The following is a 20,444-nucleotide window of genomic DNA, read 5'->3' as shown; positions in this document are numbered from 1 at the left end:
TAGAACAAAGAATATAAAAGAAACGTTGCCGTCACGTTATATCATAAACCTTTGCTGAAGCTTTCTTTATATCTTCACTTGAAAGTGGAATTAGACCAAGCCTAGATAGGTACCCATCTTCAATGCCGATCGAATCTATAATTTCTTTTACGAATTCTCTTAATCCATCAACAGTATCCAAGTGTTCCCTCTTTATGTAAAGGTATAGAGGTCTTGCTAATATATATTTTCCCGATGATATATTTTCGTAAGTTGGCTCAATTCCTGCAATTGTGCTCCCTTGTATTTTATCTTGATTCCTCATTAAAAAGCTGAAACTAAATATCCCTAAGGCGTTCTTGTTACTTTTCAATTTTTGTATTATTATATTTTCATTAATTCCAACTTCTATATACCTTCCGTCATCCCTTATATTACCACATGCTTTCTTTCTTTCTTCCTGATCTTTATAATTCTCTTTGAAAATTCTCGAGTTCATGCATGAATATTGATCAAGCATAATAGAATTAACCAAAGTTTCGTATGTACCTGTATTTTGATGTGGACCATAAATTTCAATTTCTGTTTTTGGTAAGGCTTGATTGACATTAGACCAAAACTTCTTATTATTTTTTACTAATTTATCATTTTCTTGAGAATATGCAGATAAAGTTTCAAATAAGTCCTTCTTTGTGAAATCAAATCTATGGCTTTGATTTGAATTTGCAATGACAACTCCATCATAGCCAATGATGATTTCTATCACTTCATTAATTTTATTCCTTTTACATAGTTCTCTTTCTACTTCCTTCATAGGGCGAGATGAAGTGGTGATGTCTGGAGTCTCTTCCCCTATTCCTGAGCAAAACATTTTGAATCCTGATCCACTTCCTATCGATTCCACAACTGGAGTCTTAAAGGAGAATACACGGTTGAACTCTTCGGCTATAAACGAGATAAAAGGAAAAACAGTTGAAGATCCAACAATTCTGATGTATTTCCTGGCATCAGCATTTGATAGCGGCGTGAATAATACGAATACAAAAATCAGGAGAAAGTTTCTAAGCATTATTTTTAGTTAAGAACATAAATCTAATTATTGTAATAAAAAATCAAACTGAAAAGCTTTAATTGCATGACAAAAGCTACAGTTTACATTTAAATTTTATTTTATATTATTGTAAGTATTACACAACTTTAAGGGGCAATTATGGCAGTTATGCCAGATAAATGGATAAGAGAAAAAGCTGAAAATTTTGGAATGATAGAACCTTTTGTGAACCACAAAAGCAGCAAAGGTGTTATATCTTTCGGACTATCATCTTATGGTTACGATGCAAGAGTGGATAATAAATTTAAAATTTTTACTAACGTTAATTCAGCCATCGTGGACCCTAAAAATTTTTCTGAGAATAGTTTCATAGATAAGGAAACAGACGTATGTATAATTCCACCAAATAGCTTTGTGCTTGCAAGTACAGTGGAATATTTTCGTATACCAAGGAATGTACTGGTCATTTGTGTTGGTAAATCAACTTACGCAAGATGTGGAATTATAGTAAACGTTACTCCCTTAGAACCTGGATGGGAAGGTCATGTCACACTCGAATTCTCAAACACCACTCCACTTCCTGCGAAAATTTACGCTAATGAAGGCGCATGCCAATTCGTATTTTTAAGCGGCGAAAGTGAATGCGAGAAATCATATGATGATATGAAAGGAAAATATATGAATCAGCATGGTATTACTTTGCCGCTGGTGAAATAATTACTGCTTTCGTTGTGAGCTACCAAACTGCTCTATAGACAATATTCCACTATCACCAGATAGCAAAGTTCGCGCTGATTCACTTTGCTTAAGATGTTTAATTGCTTGCTTTTTGTCAGTTCCAGTGCGCATACTGCAGCCAAGTTGGAAATCTATTCCATTTTCAACAATGTTACATGAAAACCCCATAGCAGTAGCGAAACCTTCTTGTTTATTAGTAGCATTTCCGGTAACAACAACACAAGCAGTGAAGTTACGATCATTTCCAACTGTTCGCATCATCATTCCACCATCTCGTATACCATCATTATTTATATCCTTTGCTATAACAGTCTGGTCTACAAATCGCGTATTACCCACTTCTCGAGATATTACTTCTACAGTCGGTTGATTATGTAGTTGACCATTACTTACTAATGCTTGATTATATGCTGAATGGTGTTGTTCTGAATTACTTTGACTATTACTCCTTAGTTCATTTTGCTCGTGCTCTTCATTATTTTGATGTTGGTCAGTTCCTGATATGCTAGCTTCTTTTTCAACACGCTCATTGTATTCTTTATCATTACTTATCTCAACTTTATTTACTGGTTGACCTTGACTGTTTTCTATGTCTTTTTGACTAAACATGTCTTTATTAATGTAATAAAAAATAAGACCAGGTATCAGTGAAATTATTAGATTTAATACAATGCACGGAATTAAAACCACGGTAGCAGCTATATAGATTAGAGAGCTAACTATAAACTTTATTACTTTAGATAATTTAGAATCATCTTTTTGAACATTAACAGCATTCAAAAAAAGCATAGTTAAGCTAAGAGATAATGCTGTTATAGCAGTAGGCACGATGATTGGAACAAGTAAAAAAGCATTGATTAATTTTTTTCCAGAACTAGTTGGTTTAGTGCTATTATTCAGTGATGTAAGATAGTTTTGACCAACATTAGTAATCCATTTTGTACCAGACAAGACTCTTTTACTATTTTCTTCCGACATTTCAAATTTCATTGGCACCCCCAGATTATAATGCTAAATTGTACTAAAAATTAATATAAAATCAACATAAATTTTTCACTTCCGCACTTTTTCATTGTTGCTTACAATAACTATAGCTACACGATTTACTTGTGTGCTTTTCTTAATTAAAAACTTCAACTATCCATTGTAAGCTGCTGAATTTCTTATCATAGTATCTGTCATCCCAGTACCACTTTCTTGTCATCCAAGTAGCGTGACACTTGGATCTTCTCTCAACAATTTCAAAAAAATCTATCAAAAGGAGGATTACCATGTCTACAATAATTTTATCATCAATTTTTGGTCAAGCAGGCAGCATTTTTGGTCCAATTGGCCGGATTATCGGCTCAGAACTCGGTGCTCTTCTTGGTGCACAGCTAGATGGGGCAATGTTCGGCCTTGATGCCGAGCAAAAAGTAACGCATGGTGCGAGACTAAAAAATCTGCAAGTTCAAACCTCAACCTACGGCAGAACGATTCCAATTATCTATGGCACTGCTCGTGTTGCAGGGAACATTATTTGGTCACAGCCAATAAAAGAAGAGGCGATAACCACCAAAAGCAAAATTGGAAGAGGTATGAACGTTACATATAATTACTACGCAACGCTTGCAATTGCGATCTGCAAGGGGAAAGTAGAAAAATTAAACAGAATCTGGGCAGATACAACATCACTTAGCTTTGATGAAATAGATTATACTTTTTACAGCGGCAGAGAAGACCAAAATCCTGATCCATTTATGTCATCAATTGAAGGAGAGGGGAATGTGCCGGCTTATAGGGGAATATCTTACATAGTCATCAAGAATTTTCCTTTAGCAGACTATAACAATCGCGTCCCGATATTTACATTTGAAGTGCGAACTGCATTAAAGCCCGTTGGGTTTTCAATAGCGGAAAATATTCGGAATATCAATATCATACCAGGTTCAGGTGAGTTTGTATATGATACAAAAATACAGAAGAAAATCGCGCAAGAGAAAATAAGCAGCAACCAATATATCCCATATGGGCTGGCGCAAAGGGTAAATCACAACAACCACACTAAAAAGAGCGATGCAATGCTTTCTTTGGATCAATTAAAAGAAGATTTGCCAAATGTTGAGTTGGTGTCGGTGGTAGTCAATTGGTTTGTGAATGATCTGAACATTAAAGATTGTAAAATATATCCTGCAGTTGAATTTCAAGATGATTCCGCAATATTACCTGATGATTGGCAAGTAGGGGGTGTAACCAGAGATAATGCTCAGCTAATTTCAAAAGATGCGAGTGGAAACCCAAGGTATGGTGGCACAGTTAGTGATGCAGCGTTGATAAGATATATAGAAGAGCTACACAGCAGAGGCTACAAGGTGATGCTCTATCCAATGCCCTTACTTGACACAAAGAACAAAGAGTGGCGAGGAAAATTGAGCGGGACCCCTGGGGATATAAGTGATTTTTTTGAGAATCAATATAACAAATTTATAGAGCATTATGCAAGCATTGCCAAACAAACTAAAGTGGAAGGGTTTATCATCGGATCTGAATTTGCGCAACTTACCAAAATCAGGGATGAACAAGGGAATTACCCTGCCGTTATAGAGCTAGTTAAGCTTGCAAAGCGAATAAAACTTCAGCTTGGAAAAGAAGTAACGGTAACTTACGCTGCTGATTGGAGTGAATACCATTCATATGATGGTTGGTATAATATGGATGAGCTTTGGTCTTCAGAGTACATCGACGTTATTGGCATAGATGCTTATTTTCCACTGACTGATGGTCCAGAGCCTCCTTTTGGTTATTCCGCGGAAGATGTAATGGGTGGTTGGAGCAGTGGAGTGGGGTATGATTATTTCTATGATTACTCAAAGAGTGAACCTGAAAAAGTAAAGTATAACGACAGCAGGTATGCGTGGAAAAATATAGAGAAATGGTGGAGTGAAACTCACATAAACCCCAGTGGTAGTAAAACGAAATGGCAACCAAAAATGAAAAAAATATGGTTTACTGAGTATGGATTTCCCAGTATGAACGGCTGCACTAATGAGCCAAATGTGTTTGTTGATAAAGGCAGCATAGAGAGCAAATATCCACGATATTCAAACGGAGAGGTGAGCTTTCTTTCGCAAAAAATTGCAATTGAAGGAACGCTAAAGAAGTGGCAAAGCTCGGAAATGGTAGAAAAAATGTTTCTCTGGGCATGGGATGCAAGGCCATTTCCTTATTTCCCCAATTTGTGTGATATGTGGACTGACTGCCATAATTGGCAGACAGGACATTGGATTCAGGGAAAGCTTTCACAGCTTAATATTTCCGATGTTTTATCGGATCTATTACAAAAAGCAGGTTTAAAAAGCGATCAGTTCGATACGAGTGATGTTAAAGGATTATTGTCTGGATATGTAATAAATGACCAGCAATCGGTACGTTCAATTATTAAAATGCTGCAAAGTTGCTATTTTTTTGATGTGGTTGAACAGGACTCTAAACTGAAATTTGTCCAAAAGGGCAGGGGAGTTACGACTGAAATACCAATTGGTGAAACGGTTTTCAGTAACAATTCAAAACTTGCTAATATCAGTCAATTAGATTTAAACAATAAAGTTAACGTCGTTTATTTTAATCGCAATTTTGGCTATCCAATTGATGTTAAATATGCTGAGTTGCCAAAGCAAGGCGCTGCTATAACAGTTGAAATACCGCTCATTATGGAGGAGGGAGAGGCGCAAAATATCGCTGAGGTTTTACTTTATTCTTCGTGGCAAGAGAGAAATATATACAATTTCAAGCTACCGATAAAATATGCGTGGCTTGTGCCAAGTGATGTAATAACGATTTTAGACAGTGAGAAAAAACATACGGTGAGAATTATAAAAACGAAATTTGAAAGCATGTCCATTCAAGTAATTGGCGTTGGTTATGATCACTCTATATATAAGCTTTCTTTTCCTTCAACAAGGTCACTTATGCTGAAGGAATACCCTCCTTCTCATATCAGCAAAACCATCGTAGAAATGATAGATTTACCGGATATTAAAGGTAATAGTGCAAGCTTTACTTTAATTAGTGAGGAAAAGAATTGGAAAGGAGCAACACTCTTTATTTCGTACAACGATAAGGATTATAAGCCTATCGCAAACACAAACAAGCAGTCTACTTACGGATATGTAATGGAATCTACCGACGAGGGGCTTATAGTAGTGTTACGTTTTGGTGTATTGAGTTCTTCATATAACCATTATTTAAGTGATGGTGTCATTCCAGCGCTTGACCATATTTCTCCTGGATCCCAGTGTCTAGGCACTGGGATGACAGAAGAGGGTTTTACAAGCACTAATGTTAGTACTATAAATGTAAGCAATTTAGCACTGGTTGGAAAAGAGATAGTAAAATTTCAGAGTGCCTAACTTATAGATAAAAATAAATATAAGCTTAGCAACCTAATTAGAGGGCAAGAGGGCACCAAAGAGTATCAGCACACCGCAGGTGAAAAATTTACTCTGCTTGATGATTCAGTAATATCTTTCGAAGTGCAAAGGGGAAAAAAGTTTTACCTAAAAGCAGTGACTTACGGTGACTCGCTGGAAAATACGGAAGTGAAAGTGATAAATTCATTTAGTAATTGAAATTTAATAAAGTAAGTGCTAGAATTAATATACAGGTATTAATGGTAGAGATATAACATGTCAAAGGAAATGGTCAATGCGTTGAAAGCTGAAGTGAAGAAGCTCAAATATGCTGATTTCAAAGCTAACACTTGGGACGAAGTAATTTCTGGTGAGGGAACATATAAGGATCTTAATAGAACACACGGCCTTGCTATTAACGGACAAAAAATAACTAACGAATTTATTAACAATCTGTATTCAAAACATAAAAATCTAATTCTACGGGATGAAAACGGAAAAGGGAATTATCGTCCATTTCTCAGACAAATTTTTACAGAAATGTTTAAACACGTTGGTGCAACAATTCCCAATAACTCTATTATTGAGGAGTTAATAAATAACTATTATCAGGGCGGATATACTCATTTTCTTCCTAATGATATGAGTCAAGCTTTTGGATCTTTTCATTTGTCAACGCAAAGCAACTGTATGACAAGAGAGTATATTATGGATTGTCGTGAACCCAATTGTATAAAGCTTAGTTTTAGCATGAAATATACAAAAATGCTTAACTATGATGATTGTACATATATCGAAACACCAGGTTTTTGCAGTTCAGCGGAGTTTAAACTGAAATGTGAAGATAAAAATGTAACATATGAAGATGGTAAAGTACTTCTTACCATTCCTAAAGAGCTAAAAAACTACAAAGTAAGTGGTAAGAATTTGTTTGATGTTATTGTTGAATATTTTCAGAAGCTTTGCGAAAAATTGGGCTTTAAATTTGAGACAAAAGTGGAACATAGCCTTGGTGAACCACTAAAGGTAGTAAGTGAGGCAAATGCATCTTCTGTTCAAGACTTAAAGCTTAAAGTGAATAATCAAAGGTAAGATATTGAAATTCGTGCTTTTCATGATTTTAGCTTAAGATTTCAGTGTCAAAGCACATAACTGTACGAACATTGTGATTTGAATCCACTAGGAGGGTGTCATCTAAGTAGCCTCCTTCTCCTGTCATCCCAGTGCCATGACTACTTGGATCCAGAAACTTAATTGCAAGTAAGTAAACTGCTTTGATGAAATTGTATAATGGAAACTAGATCCAAGTAGTCATGGCACTGCCCTACTGGATAGAGCCTTCACAGGCTTTTTCTTGAATAGCTACTCTTAATTTCAGTAGTTAATTTAATATACTAATGAAAAAAATACATTATAATTAAGTATATTTAATCCAGTAAATCATTAAGTGAAAACAGCTCTTTCGCAAAATATCATCTCTCTTATTATGATATTGTCTGTAGCAATTGTCGATATGGCAACTGACCTATACTCAGTTGCACTACCAAGCATTGCCAATTATTTTAAAGTAGAAGGCAGTGTAGTGCAGCTTACAATTAGCTTAAATCTAGTTGGATTTGCGGTATCTGGCTTAATTTATGGTCCATTATCGGACCATTATGGTAGGCGTCTAATGATGCTGATTGGTATGACAATTTTTACTTTGGCAAGTGTCATGTGTTATATAGCCGACAGTATTATGCTCTTGATACTAATTCGCTTCATACAAGGGGCAGGAGCTGGTGTTGCAGGTGTTGTTGGGTATGCAGCAATAAGGGATATGTACTCGGGTAGTGAATACTCGAGAGTAATTTCAAAATTAAATATGGTTGTGGCACTCTCACCTGGAATAGCTCCAGTGGTGGGCAGTTATATAATTTCACATGGGTATCATTGGAAATTTTTGTTTTTTATTATGTCACTCGCGGCAATTGCTATACTTATTTTTATCTACTTTAAGTTACAAGAAACACTCACTGTAAATAAAAATGAAACCAGTATAACTAACATAACTACTAATATCTTCAAGCAATATATATCAATATTTAGAAATTATCGTTTCCTTGGGTTTTCAGCCATTCATGGATTAACTTTCATGTGGCTTTGGGCATACATTGCTAACTACCCGTTCATATTTGAATCGATGGGCATTGAAGTACAGTATTTTGGCTACCTCATATCGATCATAGTCATATTCTACATAATTGGAACTTTAATTAATAGAAGGTATGTACCAAAAGTAGGGGTTAGCAAAATGCTAATAATAGGTTTGGTGTTACCGATAATATCCGATAGTTTATTGGTATATTTTTATTTCGCGGACAAGTTGAATATATTCATTCTTCAAACTGCTTGGATTCCAGCCAATATCGGACTTGCATTAATAATAAGCAATAACGTAACTTCTGCTTTAGAAACGATCAAAGGTATAGGGCTTGGTAGTGCAGTCCTCTCATTCTGCAATATGATGTTTGGGGCTATTGGAATATATATAGTAGGAAAATTTTTTCGCTATGGTATTTTACCAAATTTACTATTAACAATAGCATGCTCTACAATTGCGATTCTTATGTACAGCCAGCTCAAATGTACTGAAAAACACAGGGAATAACCATTATTTGCGTGATCCAGAGCTCATGGGTTATTAATGACTTTATCATGATAATATAATTTTACAGGGGGTGAGAGCTCATAGATTATTAACGACTTTATCATAACAATATAGTTTTACAAAGAGGTGTAGGATGAGTAGTTCACAAAGTAGAGATAATTTTTTTAAGGCTGTTGAAAGAGGTGATATTGATGCAGTAAACCGTCTAATAAGTGAAGGAGCAGATGTTAAGGTAGAAAATGATAAAGGAGAGACTCCTTTACATATTGCTGCTGTATGGGGCCATAAAGAGGTAGTAGAAGCTCTATTGGACAAAGGGGCAAATGTTAATGCAGAAGATGAAGAGGGAAACACTCCCTTAGTTTTAACTACTGACGAAGAAATAAAAACTCTATTACAAAGCACAGCTAAATTACTTGAGGTTGCTAAAAGCGGTAATATTCAGGAAGTAAACAGTCTAATAAGTGAAGGAGCAAAGGTTAATGTAAAAGATCAAGATAACAAGACTCCTCTACATTGGGCTGCTGAAAAGGGCCATAAAGAGGTAGTAGACGCCCTACTGAAAGTAAATGGAATCAATGTTAATGCAACAGATTGGTCGCAAAAGACTCCTTTACATTGGGCTGCTGTAGAGAGCCATAAAGAGGTAGTAGAAGCCCTACTGAAAGTAAATGGGATCAATGTTAATGCAACAGATTGGTTGCAAGAAACTCCTTTACATTTAGCTGCTGTAAAGAACCATAAAGAGGTAGTAGAAGCCCTATTGGGAAAAGATGGAATCAATGTTAATTTACCAAATAACAAGAAAGATACTCCTTTACATTCTGTTCTTAAAAAGGACAACATAGATATAAATGTATTGAACGCTCTACTGGGAGCAGAAGGAATCAACGTTAATGCACAAGATGAATATGGCGAAACTCCTTTACATTTGGTCCTTAAAAAGGGCAATATAGACATAAATGTATTGAACGCTCTACTGGGAGCAAAAGAAATCGATGTTAATGCACAAGATGGAGATAGGGCTCCTTTACATTTGGCTGCTGAAAAGGGCCATAAAGATGTAGTAGACGCCCTACTGCAAGTAAAAGGGATCAATGTTAATGCAACAGATTGGTCGAAAAGGACTCCTTTACATATTGCTGCTGTATGGGGCCATAAAGAGGTAGTAGAAGCCCTACTGCAAGTAAAAGGAATCGATGTTAATGCAACAAATCAGCAGAAAGAGACTCCTCTACATTGGGCTGCTGAAAAGGGCCATAAAGAGGTAGTAGAAGCTCTATTGGACAAAGGGGCAAATGTTGATGCAGAAGATGAAAATGGAGACACTCCTTTAGATTTAGCCACTACTCAAGACATACGAACTCTATTACAAAACACAGATGAATTACTTAAGGCTGCTGGAAGAGGTGATATCGATACAGTAAACGATCTAATAAATCAAGGAGCAAGTGGTGTGCCGTAGAGATACAAAGAATGTTCAAGTAAGAGCAAACTAAGTGCAAAAGCTGCACAGTAGATGAGGGTAGGTCCCTCGGAGCCGGTTTACAAGAGCAGGCTTCAAACAACCATAAGCTGCTTTGGTAAAGAGCCAAGGTAGTGAGCGTTATGGAAAAGGCATAATTATATGTCATGTAAGGAATAGAGAGATGAACGAAAGTGAACCACTGATGAAGTGTCGAAACCTTTTAAATGACGTCAAAACCAGGGGGTCGTTTGTAACCTGGGATAAATCTATCGGGAGCTTGTTTACTGGATAGATGGCGTCCGGCATAAAGGTGGCATGAATCCATTTCAGGCTATTGTGTGGAACTACGGGAACCTGTCGTTTCGATGATAAGGGAGAAATCCAAGGAGCTAAACTCTAAGGATGAGAGTACCGATGCGAAAAACAGGGGCGGATCAGCTCGTAGTAGTGAAGAAGTTTCTGTAATGGAAATCGAGAGAAGGGGCTGAGTTATTTAGTTTTAATGATTTATCAACCGAAAGGGAGGAGTTAATGAGTAAAACAAAGTCTTTTGATATATCAAAGCAACTTATTTGGAGAGCTTATAAACAAGTATCGAAAAATAAAGGTGCTGCTGGTGTGGATGAGGTTTCGATAACAAAGGTTGAAGAAAATCTAAAAGATAATCTGTACAAACTATGGAATAGGATGTCATCCGGAAGTTATTTTCCAGAGCCGGTAAAAGCTGTTGCGATACCAAAAGATACAGGAGGGCAAAGAATTTTATGTGTTCCTTCAGTATTCGACAGGATAGGGCAAACGGCTGCTGCTATGTATCTAGAGCCGCTGGTAGAACCAAAATTTCATGAGGATTCATATGGTTATAGACCAAATAAGTCTGCACTGGATGCGGTAGATACAGCTCGTAAAAGATGCTGGAGGTACGATTGGACGATAGATCTTGATATATCTGGATTTTTCGACAATTTGGACCACGGCTTGGCATTGCAAGCTATCAAAAAGCACACAGACTGCAAATGGGTCATACTGTATGTTGAGAGGTGGATGAAAGCCCCCATTCAGCAAGCAGATGGCAGTAAGGTAGTTAGGGATAAAGGAGTTCCGCAAGGAGGTTCAGTTAGCCCAATCATCTCTAATATATTCATGCATCATGTGTTTGATATATGGATGAAAAAGAACTACCCGACGGTACCATTTGAGAGGTATGTGGATGATGCGATAGTGCACTGCAGAACAGAGAAACAGGCAGAGTTTGTGAAAGTAATGATCGAAGAAAGATTGGCTGAGTATAAGTTGAAATTACATCCTGAAAAGACACAGATAGTGTACTGTAAGGATGACAATAGGAGTGGTGGATTTCCTAAACAAAGTTTTGATTTTCTGGGTTACACATTCAGACCCAGGTTAGCAAGAAATAAAATAGGGAAATATTTTGTCTCATTTCTCCCAGCAATTAGCAACAAGGCCAAGAAAAAGATTACTACAACCATAAGGTCATGGAAAATGCTACGAAATACGCATATAACATTAGAGGAGATGTCAGGAAAAGTAAATCCAATAGTCAGAGGCTGGTATCAGTACTATGGCAAATTTTACAGAACTGAAGTATACAAATCTCTAAAGAATATAGAGCGGCATCTAGAAAAGTGGGTGAAAAGGAAATATAAGAGACTCAGGAGTCACGGAAGACTAGCAAGACAATTTCTAGGAAAGGTGAGAAAGAGGTCTCCGGATATTTTCTATCACTGGACACTAGGGTTAGGCCAAAAGGCTGAATAATGGAAGCTGTATAAATCAAGAGGTTTACGTACAGTTTTGCGAGAGACTGGTGGGGAAGTTCCACTGGTCTACTCTCCTTAATGCAACAGATCAAGATGGAAAGACTCCTCTACATTGTGCTGCTAAAAATAGCCATGAAGAGGTAGTAGAAGCCCTATTGGGAAAAGATGGAATCGATGTTAATTTAGCAGATAAGAATAAAGATACTCCTTTACATTCTGTTCTTAAAAAGGGCAACATAGATATAAATGTATTGAACGCTCTACTTAGAAAAGAGGGAATTGATGTTAATTTAGCAGATAAGAATAAAGATACTCCTTTACATTCTGTTCTTAAAAAGGACAACATAGATATAAATGTATTGAACGCTCTACTGGGAGCAAAAGAAATCAATGTTAATGCACAAGATAAAGATGACAGGACTCCTTTGCATTTGGCTGCTAAAAAGGACAACATAGATATAAATGTATTGAACGCTCTACTGGGAGCAGAAGGAATCGATGTTAATATAAAAGATAAACTTGCAGAACAGACTCCTTTACATTGGGCCGTTGTAAAGGGCCATAAAGAGGCAGTAGAAGCCCTATTGGGAAAAGATGGAATCGATGTTAATATAGAAGATAAACATGGAAACACTCCTTTCAAATTAGCCACTGATGAAGGAATAAAAACTCTATTGCAACCCGCAGAAAAATCTGATGATGGTTCAGCGGGTGGATCATCGACAGATAGTGAAGGGGGTCAAGAGGAAGAAAAACGAGTAGGTGATGATACTGAACTACAATCAGATAATAGCAAAGAAGGGGAAAAAACCAGCACCACCAGTGCAGAACAAGGAACTGATGTACAAGACAACGATGTAGGTCCTGTTGCTTCCACAGAACCTGCACAAACAGAAGAACAGCCGAGCTCTTTTTTTGGTAGTTTGTTTAGTATACTTATGAAGCCTTTTTCATTAATTGCATCATTTTTTGGTGGTTTTTTTTCATGGTTGTTTGGGTCTGACGAAGAAAAGTCTGACACACAACCTTATGATGATTCTTCTTCACCTGGGGTCGATCAATCAGTTGAACAAAATAATGGTGATCATAATGACCAGAGCAATGTGATTTGATAGTGATCTTCTACCGGAAAAGGTGTCATCCCAGTGCTTGACACTGGGATCCAGGAAACTTAATTGCAAGTAATGCATTGGGTTTGGTGAGTATGGGTTTTGCGTTATAGAATGAAGCACTTTTGGTGAATTTGTAAAGAAAACTAGATGCCAGTGTCAAGTGCTGGAATGACATCATCTTGGATGGAAATAACGTCACGTACTGGGATGACAAAGAAGAGTGGGCTTTCATATGGTTATGCAAGAAGTCTACTGAATGTAAACCAGTTTCTCACACACACATTTTACCACATGATCTGCGCTGATATTAAAATGCTCATAGAGTGTTTTATAAGGTGCTGATTCTCCGAAGCTTTTCATGCCAATAAATATACCGTTTGAACCTATATATTTATGCCAACCCATTTCACTTCCGGCTTCAATTGCAACTTTAATGCTGTCATTATTTAATATTGCCGCTTTATATTCATCGCTTTGCTCGTCAAAAAGCCTCCAGCATGGCATAGAAACAATCCTTGTACCTATACCCTTTTCCTGCAATTTCTCCCTTGCTTCAACTGCAATTTCAACCTCGGACCCCGTAGCAAATATCGTCACTTTTAATTCTTTTGAACATTCACACAAAATATATGCACCAAACTTCGATAAATTAGCAGATTGATCGATATCAGAGTAGAACTTGCGCATGTAACTTACGTTTTGCCTTGAGAGCGCAAACAGTGCTGGAGATTCTTTCTTTTCGAGTGCAATGCTAACACACTCCAGAGTTTCAACTGCATCGGCTGGCCTAAAAACATATAGATTTGGTATAGCACGCAAAGAGGCTAAATGCTCTATTGGCTGATGAGTCGGGCCATCTTCTCCCACTCCAATTGAGTCGTGAGTCATGACATACATAACCTGCTGCTTCATCAGAGCTGAAAGACGTATAGCAGGACAACAATAGTCGGAAAATACCAAAAAAGTGCCGCCATAAGGAAGAATCGCGCCGTGAAGTGCCATACCATTCATACATGCTGCCATAGCGTGCTCTCTCACTCCATAGTGGACATAAGAGCCACTATAATTATTGCTATTTATTACCTGCATGTGCTCATATTTAGTGCAATTTGACCCGGTAAGATCAGCAGAACCGCCGATTAATTCCGGCATAGACTCAGTTAAAAGTTCCATTACTCTGCCGAAAGAAGATCGAGTAGCTTCGTTTGGCATTAGCTCACATATTTGTTTCTTCAGGTCAGCTAAAACACCAGCGATATTATCTGGTAGATGTTTATCTAACCGTCTTTGAAGTTCTGCATGATACCCTGTCATCCCAGCATTCTCTTCTGTCATCCCAGTACTCTCTCTTGTCATCCCAGTGCTTGACACTGGGATCCATTCTTTTTCTTCTTTCCTGGATTCCAGCGTCACGCGCTGGAATGACATCGTGTAGTTTTGTTTTGCTCTCTCAACAGTTTTCTTCCAGGCATTTTTCACATCTTCTGGTACATGGAATGGTTCATAATTCCAGTTTAATTTCTCTCTCATCTGTTTTATGTCTTCCTCCGAAAAAGCACCACTGTGAGCAGAGGATGTGCCAGCACGGCTTGAAAATTTTCCGATAATAGTTTTGCAGCAGATCATTGTAGGTTTATCAGACTTTTTTGCTTGCTCTATTGCAAGGGATATGGCATCAAAATCATGGCCATCAATTTTGTCAACATTCCATCCATACGCTAAGAAGCGTTTCTCTACATCGTCAGAACAGGAAAGGCAAGTAGCGCCATCTATAGAAATATCATTATCATCAAAAAGAGCTATAAGCTTATTCAATTTAAGATGCCCAGCAAGTGATGCTGCTTCATGGCTTATTCCTTCCATAAGACAGCCATCCCCTAGCATCACATAAGTGTAGTGATTGATTCTAAACTGCTTTTCAAGTATCGATTCAGCAAGTGCCATGCCAACAGCAGCGGCAAACCCCTGACCGAGCGGGCCTGTTGTTGCCTCTACCCCGGAAGTCAAGCCGAACTCTGGATGACCTGGGGTCTTGGATCCCATTTGTCTGAAGTTTTTTAGCTCATCTACGCTAATATAACCTGTCAAATATAATATTGAGTATAGTAACATTGACCCATGACCGTTTGATAAAACAAAGCGATCTCTATTGAACCATTTAGAATCATCAGGATTATGATTCAGATATTTAGCAAACAAAACAGTTGCAACATCTGCCATGCCAAGTGGCATACCTGGGTGTCCAGAGTTTGCTTTTTGTACTGCATCAATTGATAAAAAACGGATGGCGTTTGCCATAGATTTTAAATGTGAATGATTCATGTGTTAATAGAAAAACTTAAAAATGAAGTATAAAAGATTATATCAGCAAAAACAAGTTGACACTGAGTGCTAAAATCCTTAATAATCTAAAGTTAAATCGTGAGAGTTTTTATATGACAACTGTTATCACTAGAAAGTATAGGATTAGCCGTAGACTTGGTGTAAATTTATGGGGTAGAGCTAAAGACCCAGTAAACAAAAGGAAATACCCTCCAGGTCAACATGGTATTCTTGGATTCAAGAAGTTATCCGACTTTGGTAAGCAGTTTGCTGCGCATAAGAAATTTAAGTTTTACTATGCGATTTCAAGTAAGCAGCTCAGACGTACATTTTTAGATGCTTATAACAGAAAGGGTTATACGGCTGATAATTTTATCGGTATCTTAGAATCGAGATTAAGTTCTGTTTTATACCACTCTGGTCTTGTTCCAACAATTTACTCAGCAAAGCAGCTCATATCTCACAAGCACGTTACAGTTAATGATAAGGTGGTTAACATATCGAGTTATCGAGTGAAGCCAGGTGATATAATAAAAATAAGAGAAAGGGCAGCAAAAATCCCTGTAGTAGTAGAGGCTGAACAAAAACAAGAGCGCAAGGCTCCGGATTATTTAGAAGCAGATAGTAAAGAGCATTCAGTGAAGTATTTGAGGTCACCTCAATATTCTGAGGTTCCTTATTCAGCAGACATGGAAGTCAATTTAGTAGTAGAGTTTTACTCTAGATAGATAAAAAAAGCCCGTGTGGCGGAATCGGTAGACGCAGCGGACTTAAAATCCGTGGGTTTTGCGACCTTGGGAGTTCAAGTCTCCCCATGGGCACCAATTTAACTTAGCAGATAAATACAAAAAAGTATGAAATGGCTTGATATAGAAGATATTGTAGAAGCTCTGGAAGAAAAATTTCCAGATGAGAATATAATTAGTATTAGATTCACTGAGCTTAAAAAAAAGGTATTGAGTTTAGAGGAATTTGATGATGATGAAAAACGCTGTAACGAAAAAATACTCGAAGCTATTCAAGCAGCTTGGATTGAGGAAAGATTAACTGCATAGCAATAAACCATACGCAAACGTGATTTCTATTGCAATTTGCATATTGATTATGCTATTTTTTGGATCTAGCCTGGCAAGTTAATAATAATTTAACCAATTACAATTAAAACAGCTATAAGGTTAATTATGAGGCAAAACAAAAATTTTTGAATGGAACGATCTTGACAAGTGCTACGTTGAGATAAGTTTTGCATAAAAATACTGCTTTTACGGTGTGAAGCCAGAGGGTAGAGCCTTTGTAAAGCAGTTAGAAGGTTGTCATCTAAGTAGCGTGACCAGAGCTAGATTCCGCGAACACGCCGCGGAATGACGACTATGCAATATGCGTTGCGGAGTGACGATTATGGTCATACCGTCACGGTATCTCACAAACATGTAGCAGTAATGACAAAATCTCAAGTTATATGTATACTTTTATATTATCTACTTACTAAAAAAACAGAAAAATGCTCAAACGTAGCGGTCCAAAAAAATTAAAGTCTATAATTGAAAACTATGCATTAAAATGCATGAAAAATAAGATTAGTAAAAATGAAATACGTCTTATTTTACACTGGCGAAATATAGTAGGGAAAGAAATAGCAGAGTGTACAAAACCGAAAAAGATCTCATATGCACAGAATATAAATTCGGGTGTGTTGCATCTGGTAGTAACAAATGGCAGCAAAGCATTGGAAATTCAGCATATGATTTCTCTTATAATAGAAAAAATTACGATATTTTTTGGTTATAAAGCAGTATATGGTATAAAAATTAAGCAAGAGAGTATTGACTATTTGACTATATAAGGTAATCTAAGTACATAGAATAATTTGGTATATTGAAGTGAGTAGAGTTTGTGAATTAACAAATAGAAAAAAATCTTTTGGTAATAAGGTATCACATTCGAATCGTAAAACAAAGCGTACCTTTCTTTTAAATTTACATAAGGTTACGTTGACAAGTGATATATTGAATAAAAAGTTTAGATTTCGTGTGGCAACAAGAACTTTGAGAACTATAGATTACAAAGGTGATTTAGATGCTTTTTTGCTCAACACAAGAACGATTAAACTAAGTGAGAAAGCGCAGAAGATAAAAAGAAGGTTGAAAAAAGTTTTAGTAAAGCAAGAGGTAGAGTTAGCAGTTTCAGATGCATAGCAAACCTCAATGGCTCAGAGTAAAAGCTCCGACCGGTGAAGTATTCAATGAGACCTTAAACATCGTTAAACTGCATAACTTGCATACAGTGTGCGAAGAGGCTGCATGTCCAAACATTGGTGAATGTTGGAATAAACGTCATGCTACTGTGATGATTCTCGGTTCTGTTTGCACTCGTGCTTGTGCATTTTGCAACGTTGCAACTGGCATTCCTGATAAACTAGATCCTCATGAACCAGAAAATTTAGCAAAAGCAATAAAAAAGTTAAACTTAAAACATGTTGTCATTACTTCCGTTGATCGTGATGATTTGCCAGATGGTGGCGCAAATCAGTTTATACAGTGCATAGAAGAAATTAGAAAGATAACTTCAGAAACAACAATAGAGATTTTAACTCCTGATTTTTTAAATAAGAAAGGAGCATTTGAAGCAATCGCTGTTGCATCACCTGATGTCTATAACCACAATATTGAAACAGTGCCGAGATTGTATGCAAAAATAAGACCACGAGCTCGCTATTTTCATTCACTATATTTGTTGAAGATGGTAAAGCAGATTAATCCTAAAGTTTTCACAAAGTCAGGGCTTATGGTTGGTCTTGGAGAAACAAAAGAGGAAATACTTCAGGTTATGGACGATTTGCGCAGTGCTGAGGTTGATTTTATTACAATTGGTCAATATCTACAACCAACTCCAAAACATGCAAAACTTGATAGGTATGTTACCCCAGAAGAGTTTGAGCATTATAAATACATTGCTTACTCCAAAGGTTTCTTAGTGGTTGCATCAAGCCCACTAACTCGGTCATCATACCACGCTGAAGAAGATTTTAACAGGCTCAAGGCCTGTCGTTGACATTTGTGTTAATTCAAATTAATTTTTACTAATTATAAAGGAGTTTTTACGTAATGTCTACTATAAAAATCGAGAAGAAATCACAATTAGTTAAAGAGGTATTCGATTCCGTGGCAAGTCGCTACGACACCATGAATGATATAATGAGCCTCGGAATGCACAGATTATGGAAAGATAAGATGGTAAATAGTGTGCATTTTACAAAAAACTCTAAGGTTTTAGATGTTGCTGGAGGAACTGGAGATATAGCAATAAGAGTAGTAAGAAAAGAGCCAAGTGCTAAGGTTACAGTATGCGATATAAATCAAAACATGCTAAACAGAGGACGTGATAAAGCTATAAATTCAAACCAAATTAATTTTGATTGGGTATGTGCAAGTGCAGAAAGTTTACCATTTGAAGACTCCGAATTTGATTATTGCACAATAGCTTTTGGCATTCGAAATGTTTCTGACCGCAAGAAGGCTTTAAATGAGGCGCACAGGGTATTAAAACCACATGGGAAATTTATCTGCTTAGAATTTGCCCCTATGCACTATCAAAATGAGATATTTACCAAACTTTATGACTTATATTCATTTAAAGTAATTCCTAAAATTGGCAGCATAGTTGCTAAAGACAAGAGTTCTTATGAATATTTAGTGAGGAGCATTAGAGAGTTTCCAACTCAGGCTGATTTTAAAATGGAAATTGAAGAGGTAGGCTTTAAGAATGTTGAGTTTCATAATATGAGCTATGGAATAGTGGCATTACACATTGGAACAAAATGAATATTAAACTCTGGTATAGAACGCTGGATTATTATCTCATCCTTCCAGTGTTTTTTTTGCTCACTATAAGCTTCATTCTTGTTTATTCAGCAAGCCCTGTAATTGCGCAGCGTCTTTCTCTACCACAGGATTATTTTATACGGCGCCATACAATTTATATAGTCCTGTCACTAATTACCTTGGTGACATTTTCTTTTCTCAACACAAGAACTATACTTAACCTCTCATTCGCAGGTTTCGCTTTATTTACTATTCTAGTAGCAACTGCGATAATACTTGGTATAGAGGTAAAAGGTGCGAAACGATGGTTACATATTGTCAAAATTTCTGTTCAACCATCTGAGTTCGTAAGGCCATTTTTTTCTGTTGTTATAGCTAGTATCTTGGCCAGCGAAATGAAGTTTAAAATACACATATCAATCATAATATTTCTGTTAGTTTTTGTGTTGTTACTTTTGCAACCTGATTTCAGTATGTCTATGCTTTTAACATATTCTTTTATCGGTCAAATGTTTATTGCATGTATACCATTTTTATACTTTCTATGCATAATAGGAATGGCCACAACTGGAACTACAATAGCTTACTTATGCCTCCCACATATAAAGCAAAGGATTTACAATTTTGTCTTTTTTACGCAGCGCGATAACTTTCAAGTCACAAAATCATTAGAAGCATTCAAAAGAGGTCAATTAACTGGAGTTGGACCTGGTGAAGGTAGCGTAAAAGCCTCTCTTCCTGATTGTCATACAGATTTTGTGTTTTCTGTTTTAGCAGAAGAATTTGGTTTGATTACGTGCTTAGCCACATTGATGTTATTTGGCATCATTTCCGCCCGCTTGCTTTACATTGCATATAGGGAAAATGAATTATTTAATCTGTTGGTGATTCTCGGTATCTCAATGCAATTCATCACACAATTCATAATAAACATAGGGGTAACATTGAGTGTTTTTCCTACCACCGGCATAACCCTGCCGTTACTTAGCTATGGTGGTTCTTCTCTTTTATCTTCGAGCATCGCACTTGGCATAATGCTGTCTTTCAGTAGAAACCAAGCTATCGCATTAAAGTTTCGTGAGCGTGTTATGCTTGGAAGGTATATGGACTAAACTTGTACCGCTCACAACTATT

General features: G+C 36.8%; 18 protein-coding genes, 1 tRNA gene and 1 pseudogene. 16 read left to right on the top strand and 4 right to left on the bottom strand.

The genetic code is table 11. From position 1 onward, the window contains the following. Positions 1-31: 31 nt before the first annotated feature. Positions 32-1,048 carry a substrate-binding domain-containing protein gene (locus ACJZL3_RS04090; RefSeq protein ID WP_419198607.1) on the bottom strand — a complete coding sequence of 339 codons (1,017 nt, stop codon included), beginning with the start codon at positions 1,046-1,048 and terminating at the stop codon, positions 32-34. Positions 1,049-1,189: 141 nt separating this feature from the next. On the opposite strand from ACJZL3_RS04090, the gene dcd reads away from it, so the two are divergent. After that, complete coding sequence (gene dcd, locus ACJZL3_RS04085) at positions 1,190-1,747, top strand: dCTP deaminase (RefSeq protein ID WP_006280485.1); 558 nt, start codon at positions 1,190-1,192, stop codon at positions 1,745-1,747. On the opposite strand, the gene ACJZL3_RS04080 is transcribed toward dcd, so the two are convergent. Next, entirely contained in the window at positions 1,748-2,758 is a 1,011-nt protein-coding gene (locus ACJZL3_RS04080; protein WP_419198605.1) for a hypothetical protein, read from the bottom strand. It lies immediately after the preceding gene. 281 nt (positions 2,759-3,039) lie between these two features. Here ACJZL3_RS04080 and ACJZL3_RS04075 point away from each other — a divergent pair. The 7 genes and pseudogenes from ACJZL3_RS04075 to ACJZL3_RS04045 all read left to right on the top strand — a co-directional run bounded on the left by ACJZL3_RS04075 (position 3,040) and on the right by ACJZL3_RS04045 (position 13,167). Next, positions 3,040-6,375, top strand: a pseudogene (locus ACJZL3_RS04075) (baseplate megatron protein TIM-barrel domain-containing protein). A gap of 57 nt (positions 6,376-6,432) precedes the next feature. Then, positions 6,433-7,248 carry a hypothetical protein gene (locus ACJZL3_RS04070; RefSeq protein WP_419198604.1) on the top strand — a complete coding sequence of 272 codons (816 nt, stop codon included), beginning with the start codon at positions 6,433-6,435 and terminating at the stop codon, positions 7,246-7,248. A 394-nt stretch (positions 7,249-7,642) separates the two neighbouring features. Next, the gene (locus ACJZL3_RS04065) at positions 7,643-8,806 is read left to right on the top strand and encodes a multidrug effflux MFS transporter (protein ID WP_419198964.1); all 1,164 of its coding nucleotides are present in this window, start codon (positions 7,643-7,645) and stop codon (positions 8,804-8,806) included. 133 nt (positions 8,807-8,939) lie between these two features. Then, positions 8,940-10,271 (top strand): ankyrin repeat domain-containing protein, encoded by a 1,332-nt coding sequence (locus ACJZL3_RS04060; RefSeq protein ID WP_419198603.1) that lies wholly within the window; start codon positions 8,940-8,942, stop codon positions 10,269-10,271. Between the two features lie 368 nt (positions 10,272-10,639). After that, the gene (locus ACJZL3_RS04055) at positions 10,640-10,762 is read left to right on the top strand and encodes a hypothetical protein (RefSeq protein WP_419198602.1); all 123 of its coding nucleotides are present in this window, start codon (positions 10,640-10,642) and stop codon (positions 10,760-10,762) included. Between the two features lie 43 nt (positions 10,763-10,805). Further along, complete coding sequence (gene ltrA, locus ACJZL3_RS04050; protein ID WP_419198601.1) at positions 10,806-12,053, top strand: group II intron reverse transcriptase/maturase; 1,248 nt, start codon at positions 10,806-10,808, stop codon at positions 12,051-12,053. Between the two features lie 49 nt (positions 12,054-12,102). Beyond that, a complete protein-coding gene (locus ACJZL3_RS04045; RefSeq protein ID WP_419198600.1) occupies positions 12,103-13,167 on the top strand; it encodes an ankyrin repeat domain-containing protein in 1,065 nt (354 codons plus the stop codon). A 25-nt stretch (positions 13,168-13,192) separates the two neighbouring features. On the opposite strand, the gene ACJZL3_RS04040 is transcribed toward ACJZL3_RS04045, so the two are convergent. Continuing rightward, on the bottom strand, positions 13,193-13,399 hold the full coding sequence (locus ACJZL3_RS04040; RefSeq protein ID WP_138264940.1) for a hypothetical protein: 207 nt from the start codon (positions 13,397-13,399) through the stop codon (positions 13,193-13,195). Between the two features lie 17 nt (positions 13,400-13,416). After that, on the bottom strand, positions 13,417-15,489 hold the full coding sequence (tkt, locus tag ACJZL3_RS04035; RefSeq protein WP_419198599.1) for a transketolase: 2,073 nt from the start codon (positions 15,487-15,489) through the stop codon (positions 13,417-13,419). Positions 15,490-15,602: 113 nt separating this feature from the next. Here tkt and rpsD point away from each other — a divergent pair, with 113 nt between their 5' ends. The 8 genes from rpsD to ACJZL3_RS03995 all read left to right on the top strand — a co-directional run bounded on the left by rpsD (position 15,603) and on the right by ACJZL3_RS03995 (position 20,422). Continuing rightward, positions 15,603-16,217, top strand: coding sequence for a 30S ribosomal protein S4 (gene rpsD / locus ACJZL3_RS04030; protein WP_010962555.1), 615 nt, complete (start codon positions 15,603-15,605; stop codon positions 16,215-16,217). Between the two features lie 9 nt (positions 16,218-16,226). Then, a tRNA-Leu gene (locus ACJZL3_RS04025) sits at positions 16,227-16,313 on the top strand. A gap of 30 nt (positions 16,314-16,343) precedes the next feature. After that, positions 16,344-16,544, top strand: coding sequence for a Fe-S cluster assembly protein IscX (gene iscX / locus ACJZL3_RS04020; RefSeq protein WP_010962556.1), 201 nt, complete (start codon positions 16,344-16,346; stop codon positions 16,542-16,544). 446 nt (positions 16,545-16,990) lie between these two features. Beyond that, complete coding sequence (locus ACJZL3_RS04015) at positions 16,991-17,332, top strand: DciA family protein (protein ID WP_419198598.1); 342 nt, start codon at positions 16,991-16,993, stop codon at positions 17,330-17,332. A gap of 37 nt (positions 17,333-17,369) precedes the next feature. Continuing rightward, complete coding sequence (gene rpmB, locus ACJZL3_RS04010; RefSeq protein ID WP_006279619.1) at positions 17,370-17,684, top strand: 50S ribosomal protein L28; 315 nt, start codon at positions 17,370-17,372, stop codon at positions 17,682-17,684. Continuing rightward, complete coding sequence (gene lipA, locus ACJZL3_RS04005; protein ID WP_419198597.1) at positions 17,677-18,540, top strand: lipoyl synthase; 864 nt, start codon at positions 17,677-17,679, stop codon at positions 18,538-18,540. Before rpmB ends, lipA begins: the two co-directional genes overlap by 8 nt. A gap of 53 nt (positions 18,541-18,593) precedes the next feature. Next, on the top strand, positions 18,594-19,310 hold the full coding sequence (gene ubiE, locus ACJZL3_RS04000) for a bifunctional demethylmenaquinone methyltransferase/2-methoxy-6-polyprenyl-1,4-benzoquinol methylase UbiE (RefSeq protein ID WP_010962557.1): 717 nt from the start codon (positions 18,594-18,596) through the stop codon (positions 19,308-19,310). Further along, complete coding sequence (locus ACJZL3_RS03995; protein ID WP_010962558.1) at positions 19,307-20,422, top strand: FtsW/RodA/SpoVE family cell cycle protein; 1,116 nt, start codon at positions 19,307-19,309, stop codon at positions 20,420-20,422. Before ubiE ends, ACJZL3_RS03995 begins: the two co-directional genes overlap by 4 nt. Positions 20,423-20,444 lie beyond the last annotated feature (22 nt).

Source organism: Wolbachia endosymbiont of Rhagoletis cingulata (assembly GCF_048537655.1).
Lineage (GTDB): Bacteria > Pseudomonadota > Alphaproteobacteria > Rickettsiales > Anaplasmataceae > Wolbachia > Wolbachia pipientis.
This window is presented reverse-complemented; position numbering and strand designations above follow the sequence as displayed.

What these genes read in the sequence shown, in the direction of transcription:
- rpsD (WP_010962555.1), top strand. Translation starts at nt 15,603, where the DNA reads ATGACAACTGTTATCACTAGAAAGTATAGGATTAGCCGTAGACTTGGT.
- ubiE (WP_010962557.1), top strand. Translation starts at nt 18,594, where the DNA reads ATGTCTACTATAAAAATCGAGAAGAAATCACAATTAGTTAAAGAGGTA.
- ltrA (WP_419198601.1), top strand. Translation starts at nt 10,806, where the DNA reads ATGAGTAAAACAAAGTCTTTTGATATATCAAAGCAACTTATTTGGAGA.
- ACJZL3_RS04015 (WP_419198598.1), top strand. Translation starts at nt 16,991, where the DNA reads ATGCTCAAACGTAGCGGTCCAAAAAAATTAAAGTCTATAATTGAAAAC.
- ACJZL3_RS04060 (WP_419198603.1), top strand. Translation starts at nt 8,940, where the DNA reads ATGAGTAGTTCACAAAGTAGAGATAATTTTTTTAAGGCTGTTGAAAGA.
- tkt (WP_419198599.1), bottom strand. Translation starts at nt 15,489, where the DNA reads ATGAATCATTCACATTTAAAATCTATGGCAAACGCCATCCGTTTTTTA.
- ACJZL3_RS04055 (WP_419198602.1), top strand. Translation starts at nt 10,640, where the DNA reads ATGATAAGGGAGAAATCCAAGGAGCTAAACTCTAAGGATGAGAGTACC.
- ACJZL3_RS04065 (WP_419198964.1), top strand. Translation starts at nt 7,643, where the DNA reads ATGATATTGTCTGTAGCAATTGTCGATATGGCAACTGACCTATACTCA.
- ACJZL3_RS04080 (WP_419198605.1), bottom strand. Translation starts at nt 2,758, where the DNA reads ATGAAATTTGAAATGTCGGAAGAAAATAGTAAAAGAGTCTTGTCTGGT.
- iscX (WP_010962556.1), top strand. Translation starts at nt 16,344, where the DNA reads ATGAAATGGCTTGATATAGAAGATATTGTAGAAGCTCTGGAAGAAAAA.
- dcd (WP_006280485.1), top strand. Translation starts at nt 1,190, where the DNA reads ATGGCAGTTATGCCAGATAAATGGATAAGAGAAAAAGCTGAAAATTTT.
- ACJZL3_RS03995 (WP_010962558.1), top strand. Translation starts at nt 19,307, where the DNA reads ATGAATATTAAACTCTGGTATAGAACGCTGGATTATTATCTCATCCTT.
- ACJZL3_RS04070 (WP_419198604.1), top strand. Translation starts at nt 6,433, where the DNA reads ATGTCAAAGGAAATGGTCAATGCGTTGAAAGCTGAAGTGAAGAAGCTC.
- lipA (WP_419198597.1), top strand. Translation starts at nt 17,677, where the DNA reads ATGCATAGCAAACCTCAATGGCTCAGAGTAAAAGCTCCGACCGGTGAA.
- ACJZL3_RS04090 (WP_419198607.1), bottom strand. Translation starts at nt 1,048, where the DNA reads ATGCTTAGAAACTTTCTCCTGATTTTTGTATTCGTATTATTCACGCCG.
- ACJZL3_RS04040 (WP_138264940.1), bottom strand. Translation starts at nt 13,399, where the DNA reads ATGAAAGCCCACTCTTCTTTGTCATCCCAGTACGTGACGTTATTTCCA.